This is a genomic window from Microcoleus sp. Pol11C3 (assembly GCF_036701485.1).
Classification (GTDB): domain Bacteria; phylum Cyanobacteriota; class Cyanobacteriia; order Cyanobacteriales; family Microcoleaceae; genus Microcoleus.
On record NZ_JAUBQW010000068.1, the window covers coordinates 26,947 to 33,466 of the forward strand.

Below are 6,520 nucleotides of genomic sequence, written 5' to 3' on the forward strand. Positions count from 1 at the left end.
AAAATACAAATAAAGATTCATGTTAGGAGTGCGATCGCTATACAGTTTCCTCCAAAAGCAACCAAAACAGAGTGAAGGGCGATCGGCGTTGACCTTCATAGGACATTTGTACGGCTTGTTATAGTTACTATATCCATAGCCAGATATGGGCAGACTGGCGGGGGGTGAATTTTACTTTTGCAACAACTATAAAGAAGTTTATAGAGCATCTGCGATCGACTATAATCTAAAAAAACAATTTTAATGGAGTTTTGTTGCAAATGAAATTTTTGGCGATCGAAACACTAATTATTAGTTCTATCCTTCTGTCAATCTCATCATTGTCCTCTGCTCAAAGTAATCAACAGGGCTCTACAATTTTACCGACAGGAGTTTACTACGCTCAAGGAACAGCATTCAATAACTCCCGTAGAGAGATTGCACATCAAAACAATAGAATCTGCATCAAGATCGTCGATGGCCCTCCAAATCCCTACAAAGGAGTCGAATCTATCACAATTAGCAGCGTATCTTTGGAAAATGGGAAATTCTATATTGATGCAACTGGCACAGAGCTAGTATTAAAAAACAATGGCAAAGCATTCTCTGGCGGCAGTCGCAGCGGTATATGGGAGTATAGAGGTATCTCCCCCGATCGAAGCAGTCAACCCATACAAGCTAAAAAAATGGCAGAATGTGTAGCGGCTCAAGGACGATATGTGCAGAAGATGGAAGGAATATCCATTTCAGGAATGGATTTTCCCAAGCATTAACCATGATCGAGATGGGTGGGGGCGCAACCAAAAGGTGCTCTGTGGGATGCCGTAATCGGTAATCGAAGTAAGGTGCGGAGTACGCACCCTACATCATTAGGTTATGTGTCCAAGACTGTATCCTCAATCGCAAAGCAAACTCGGAGAAGTCAGCACAAAGACATCCCTAGTCCCCACCCCTTCCGATTCCGGTTTAATGGGTGTAGTAAAGTGGAAAAACTCGTGGTCATTAACCAGCAGCAATTCTCCCGGATGCAGAATTTTATTAAAAACAGGCTTCTCTTTTTTAGCCAAGTACAAATGCGTTTCCCCGCCTACAATATTAGTTCTGTCAACCGAGAAGATGCCGATAAAATCAGTACCGTCTTGGTGAATACCTTCCGGTGCGGGGTTGCCGAAATTGTGCGGCGAACAAGTCGTCCTGATTTGATGGATGCCGATTTCAGCTTCTGGGTGAATTTTGCAGGAATCGAAAAAAGCAAAAATCATCTGTTTGAAATTATCGAGGGCGATTAGTCGATCGTCCAATTCGGCAAATTCCCGCCTGATATCACCCACTAGCGGATTGTATGTTTTGCTTTGATACAAATAGCCGTGAGGTAACTTAACTAACTCATCTCCGTTGACTGTAAACCGCGACAATCTTCTCGAACGATACTTACCTTTCACATACGGATCGACAGGCATATCGTCAAAAAATTCCTTGAAACCTTCGAGCTTAATCGAGTTTACTTTTTTGAAAGTAAACATGAAAGCATAATCCAAATGAATGGATTCTAATACGGTTTTCATAAATTTTACTCCCTGAAGCCTTGCTCCCCTCCCTAGTTTTGCCTGGAGGAGGTGTATGCTTCTACTCTAGCGCAGGTTTTTTGTATGTGTCGTAAAAGCCACTACAAAAATTGCAAAGATATCGTAAAGCTTGCAAGGTGAATCCGGGGGCTGGTTCTTCTTTTAATCCAAAATCCCCAATCTAAAATCTAAAATCGATTAACTGCTTTCACCAGCGACTGACAGGCCCGCAGGAAAACGGCAACATCGACCCCAAGTGCGACGTACTGAACGCCAGCATCAATCCACTGCTGGGCGATTTCGGGGTTTTCGGCAAAAGTACCCGCGGCTTTGCCTGCTTTGCGGATGGTTTGCACTGCCTCCTGCATCATGTCGATGACTCGGGGATCGCGGACTTGGCCGGGAATGCCGATCGACTGTGACAGATCGTAAGGCCCCAGAAAAATCACGTCCACCTCTGGCACAGTAACAATTTCTGCCAGGTTGTCGATGCCGCCTTTGCCTTCGACATGAATCACAACTAAGGATTCTTCGTTGAGTTTGTCGGTGATATTTGTACCTGCAGCGGTGTAAAGTCCGGCCCGCGTAGCGAAGGAAAGGCCTCGCGTGCCCAGAGGACTGTATTTAGCACTTTTGACAGCGGTTTCAGCATCGATTTTGCTTTCAATTTGAGGTACTTGAACGCCTGCACTGCCAATGTCGAGAGCTCGTTGAATTTGCGGCCCGTCATTTTTGCGGACGCGAACGATGGGTGCAATTCCGGTGCAGTCGGCGGCGCGACACAAATCTTCAGCAGCAAGCGGGTTCAGGGCCCCGTGTTCCATGTCGATAACCGCAAAATCAAATCCAGCGTGACCGCATATTTCCATGAATGCGGGATAAGCACAGTTCATAAATAAACCGAGGACTGTTTCGCCTTGTTTAATTTTTTGTTTCAGTTGGTTTTGACGCATAAATTGGGAGTTTTTTTTTTACCGCAGATGAACGCGGATGAACGCGGATTATTTTAAATAATATAGATCCAAAGTTGCACCCTTAAATTACTTTATGTTAAGAGAATAGACAAAAATTTTGTAGCTGCTTTTGCTTCTATCTTAAATGGAATCAAGCACAAAAGCCAGACAAAAATAAACATTCCTAAGATTGGTAAAAATATTGCTCCCACGGAGGGTTCGACTAACCAAGCAAATAAAGAAAACATTCCAATACTGCCAGTTGTCCACAGCCAAAGAATCAGAAATCCTAGAACTATTTTATGTAAGTTCATCCGAATTTTTATGTAACAACCGAACTTGTGATTATTTATATCTCCTTCTATAATTGGCATAAATGAATTGCGACCGATGATGATGCGATTGATTTTGAATCTCTTGCCAGAAATAGTTCCTTCATAGGGTTTGGCAGGTGGCGGGCCAAAGGGTAGAGTTATTCTCAAAAGTTTGGGAGGAGCGACAACTTCCTCCAACCTCGACACAACTTCCGAAAAACTTAAACTGGTAGTAATTGTTAAACTCTCAAAAGGAATAAATAACCTAAAAAACTTGACGATCTTGAGCATAAGGTTCATCCGGCTGTTCAATAGTTGTTGCTGGTATTAATGCCTCTTCTCTAAAAAAGTTTTCCCTGACAATACCGCGAAATACCAGTATACTGCAAAATAAACATTTAGATGGGATGAGTGTTTTTCGCTGATGTCAAAATTAATTCCACAATCTCTGATGAAACTTAGACAGTATCTATTTTTGCTCAAAGGTCGATCGATCCTTAGCCTCAGCCTCGGCATAATTTCCGCGATAGGGAGCATTTCGCCAGTATTTGCCGCACCGGGTCGCAATCGGGACAATGCAGAAACTTGCGACATTCTAGTAGCAGGCGGCGGACTCGCAGGTGCTGCTACCGCTTACGAAGGTTTGCTGGCGGGGCGCACAGTTTGCCTCACTGAAATTACTGACTGGGTAGGCGGTCAAATTTCCTCCCAGGGAACTTCCGCACTCGATGAAAGAGAGACTCAGCGATCGCTCTTATATTACCCCCGCGGCTACCTAGAATTGCGGCGGCGGATCAAGGAACATTACGGCAGGCTAAACCCCGGAGGCTGTTGGGTTAGCTCTTCGTGTTTCATGCCCTACGACGGTCACAAAATTCTATTTAACATCTTGCAGGATGCCGCTAGAAAAGGCAAAGGCACTCTGAAATGGTTTCCCAATACGGTTATTAAAGAATTAGAAATTACTCCTGCTGTGGCGGGGAATACGGTTGGTGGCCAACAAATTAAAAGTGCGATCGCCATTCAACATAAACCGGCCGCCAACACCCCGCCAATCAACACCGAAACTCTTTCTCAGACTATCGAAGATGCCTATCGCTACGAAAATTCTCCGCGATTTAACAAAACTATTATTCAGTTTATTCCTAAAGCATCTGGTACCCCTCCTAACTCCAGAAGGGGGGCGAATTCCACAAGTTCCCCCCCTTTACGACGGGGTGCTGATTGGTACGTTGTAGATGCCACCGAAACAGGCGAATTGATCGGACTTGCGGATGTTCCTTATCGCCTCGGAATTGACCCGCGTTCCCCTCTCGAACCTTCTTCCCCCAGCGCCAGCGGCGACGCTTACTGCACTCAAGGTTTTACCTACACATTTGCGATGCAGGCAACGAAGGAACCGCAGCAGCATCAAGTGCCGTCTTTTTATCAACAATATGCTCCTTACTACAGCTACGAATTGCAGAGATTGGCGAGCTTTCCCTTAGTTTTCACCTACCGCCAAATCAGGAGCATGAGACCGGATGAAAAGCGACCTTCAGACCCGAAGCAATTCCCGATTTATCCGGGGGATATTTCGATGCAAAACTGGACTTGGGGCAATGACTATCGTCCCGGTTCTGCCGAGGATAATTTAATTTATTCTCGCGAGCAGTTGCAAGAGTCCGGTCAACTGCAACCGGGGGGATGGATGGGCGGTTTGCGAACGGAAACTTTGCGAAAGGGAGAGGAAAATGCCAAAGGATTTTTCTACTGGCTGGTAACAGGAACTACTGACTCGCAGCTAGGAGAGGGAGTGAAAAAGCCTAATCCAAACAATCGTTTTTTGAGCGGTTTGGATTCGCCGATGGGGACGGTGCACGGACTTTCTAAATATCCTTATATGCGGGAGGGCAGGCGTATTATTGGGCGGCCGAGTTTCAATCAGCCTCAAGGTTTTACGGTGTGGGAAGTTGATATGTCTCGTACTGACTTTACGGCTGATTTTTACCGCCAGAATTTGTCGGAGGAAGAGTATCGGAATTTGTGGTTGGCTGTGGGTGGTTTGAATGCGCCGGCTTTGGCTGTGGGAAGTCAATCGGTAGAGGATACAAAATCGCGATCGCGCGCTACAATTTATCCTGATTCTGTGGGTATTGGTCATTATGCGATCGACTTTCACCCTTGCATGACCAACAGCCCGCCGGAAGCACCGGGAAATACCGAACGCGAAGGCACTCGCAAAGCTCAAGGGCAAGCTTATCCCTTCCAAATTCCGCTGCGGGCAATGATTCCTCAAAAGATTGACAATATGTTAGTGGCAGGTAAAAGTATTGCTGTTAGTCATACGGCAGCGGCTGCTTATCGAGTGCATTCTTTTGAATGGTCAGCCGGTGCGGCGGCGGGAGTTACGGCTGCTTTTTCCCTAGAAAATGGGATTTTACCTTATGAATTAGTGGACGAATTGCCAGCCCGCGAGCCGAACTTGGAAGTGTTGCAGTTGCGGTTGCAACAAAATGCCAATCCGATCGCCTTTCCGGGTACTTCTATCTTCAATAGTTCATGGCAAAATTGGAAATAATCGCACTTGGTAATCTGTAGGGTGCTCTTGGGCCGCGCACCTTACCCTATAAACTGCCGCGGGATGTCGGAAGCGACAGGCGCAGTCCGGGCTTCCGACTTTCCCAATGGTTTAACAAGGTTTGTTGACTTACCTATGGTGTCTCCAATTATTCCAGAACCCAATTTCAAACCTCAAGAGGGTAATTGAATAGCCGACTTTTTTTAATCTGGGGGAAGGGGAAGCTTTTAGGTGCGATCGTACATCAAAGCTCTTGTCGAGTAAGCATCCTCTAGCGCTTGACTTTATTTTCGCTCCCGGTCTAATGTCAAACCTATTACAATAATAAACACTAATTTGTCATCCACCTTTTGACAGAAGCAATCAGCCACTACTTTAGTCCGATAATAGCAATACCATCCCCAAAAACTCATTAGAGCTAGGGTTGCTGCCACCTGAACCCGCACTTCGACCAGATGTCTTGCACCATCAACCCTGAAGCAGCGGGAAACCCCTTCAAACTCCTCAAAGGTACTCAAAGGTAACGGTCATGTCAACTGCACAGATAACACGCGCCAATTCAAATAATGGTTATGCCAAACAGTTACTCAGAACCTTAGTAGCTGTTAAAAAAGGGGACTTTTCAGTTCGGATGCCCATAGACCAGACCGGTCTAGCGGGGAAAATTGCTGACGAACTTAACGACATTATCGAGCTCAATGAGAGAATGGCGGCCGAACTCGACCGAATTGGCACAGTTGTAGGTAAAGAAGGCAAAATCGCCCAGCGGGCCACCATCGGCAGCGCCGAGGGCTCATGGTCAGCTAGCGTAAATTCTGTCAATACCCTAATTACAGATTTAGTACAACCAACCTCTGAAACCGCTAGAGTAATTCGGGCTGTAGCAAAAGGAGATTTATCGCAAACCATCGCCTTAGAAATAGAAGACAGACCCCTCAAAGGAGAATTCCTCCAAACAGCCCAAATTGTCAACACAATGGTAGACCAGTTGAGTTCCTTTGCGTCGGAAGTAACGCGGGTGGCTAGGGAAGTAGGAACGGAAGGCAAATTAGGCGTGCAAGCGGAAGTGCGGGGAGTTGCAGGAACCTGGAAAGATTTAACGGATTCAGTTAACTCGATGGCCGGGAATTTAACAGCACAAGTGCGGAA

General features: G+C 45.9%; 6 protein-coding genes. 3 read left to right on the forward strand and 3 right to left on the reverse strand.

Going from position 1 to position 6,520, the window contains the following annotated elements; genetic code table 11:
- The first annotated feature begins 260 nt into the window (after positions 1–260).
- Entirely contained in the window at positions 261–752 is a 492-nt protein-coding gene (locus QUA40_RS16540; RefSeq protein ID WP_333127655.1) for a hypothetical protein, read from the forward strand.
- 123 nt (positions 753–875) lie between these two features.
- Here QUA40_RS16540 and QUA40_RS16545 read toward each other — a convergent pair whose 3' ends face one another.
- From QUA40_RS16545 to QUA40_RS16555, 3 genes are all read right to left on the reverse strand, one after another.
- A complete protein-coding gene (locus tag QUA40_RS16545; protein ID WP_333127657.1) occupies positions 876–1,544 on the reverse strand; it encodes a 2OG-Fe dioxygenase family protein in 669 nt (222 codons plus the stop codon).
- A 188-nt stretch (positions 1,545–1,732) separates the two neighbouring features.
- Positions 1,733–2,497, reverse strand: a complete 765-nt coding sequence (locus tag QUA40_RS16550; protein WP_333127659.1) for an aldolase/citrate lyase family protein — start codon at positions 2,495–2,497, stop codon at positions 1,733–1,735.
- Positions 2,498–2,589: 92 nt separating this feature from the next.
- Positions 2,590–3,102 (reverse strand): hypothetical protein, encoded by a 513-nt coding sequence (locus QUA40_RS16555; RefSeq protein ID WP_333127661.1) that lies wholly within the window; start codon positions 3,100–3,102, stop codon positions 2,590–2,592.
- Between the two features lie 160 nt (positions 3,103–3,262).
- On the opposite strand from QUA40_RS16555, the gene QUA40_RS16560 reads away from it, so the two are divergent.
- Both QUA40_RS16560 and QUA40_RS16565 read left to right on the forward strand, forming a co-directional pair.
- Positions 3,263–5,371: an FAD-dependent oxidoreductase gene (locus QUA40_RS16560; protein ID WP_333127663.1), complete on the forward strand. Its 2,109-nt coding sequence runs from the start codon at positions 3,263–3,265 to the stop codon at positions 5,369–5,371.
- 529 nt (positions 5,372–5,900) lie between these two features.
- The coding region (locus tag QUA40_RS16565) for a HAMP domain-containing protein (protein ID WP_333127665.1) at positions 5,901–6,520 on the forward strand (620 nt) is incomplete at its 3' end.

Excerpts from the sequence above, each read along its gene's own strand:
- QUA40_RS16550 (WP_333127659.1), bottom strand. The coding sequence starts at position 2,497 with ATGCGTCAAAACCAACTGAAACAAAAAATTAAACAAGGCGAAACAGTC.
- QUA40_RS16555 (WP_333127661.1), bottom strand. The coding sequence starts at position 3,102 with ATGCTCAAGATCGTCAAGTTTTTTAGGTTATTTATTCCTTTTGAGAGT.
- QUA40_RS16545 (WP_333127657.1), bottom strand. The coding sequence starts at position 1,544 with ATGAAAACCGTATTAGAATCCATTCATTTGGATTATGCTTTCATGTTT.
- QUA40_RS16560 (WP_333127663.1), top strand. The coding sequence starts at position 3,263 with ATGAAACTTAGACAGTATCTATTTTTGCTCAAAGGTCGATCGATCCTT.
- QUA40_RS16540 (WP_333127655.1), top strand. The coding sequence starts at position 261 with ATGAAATTTTTGGCGATCGAAACACTAATTATTAGTTCTATCCTTCTG.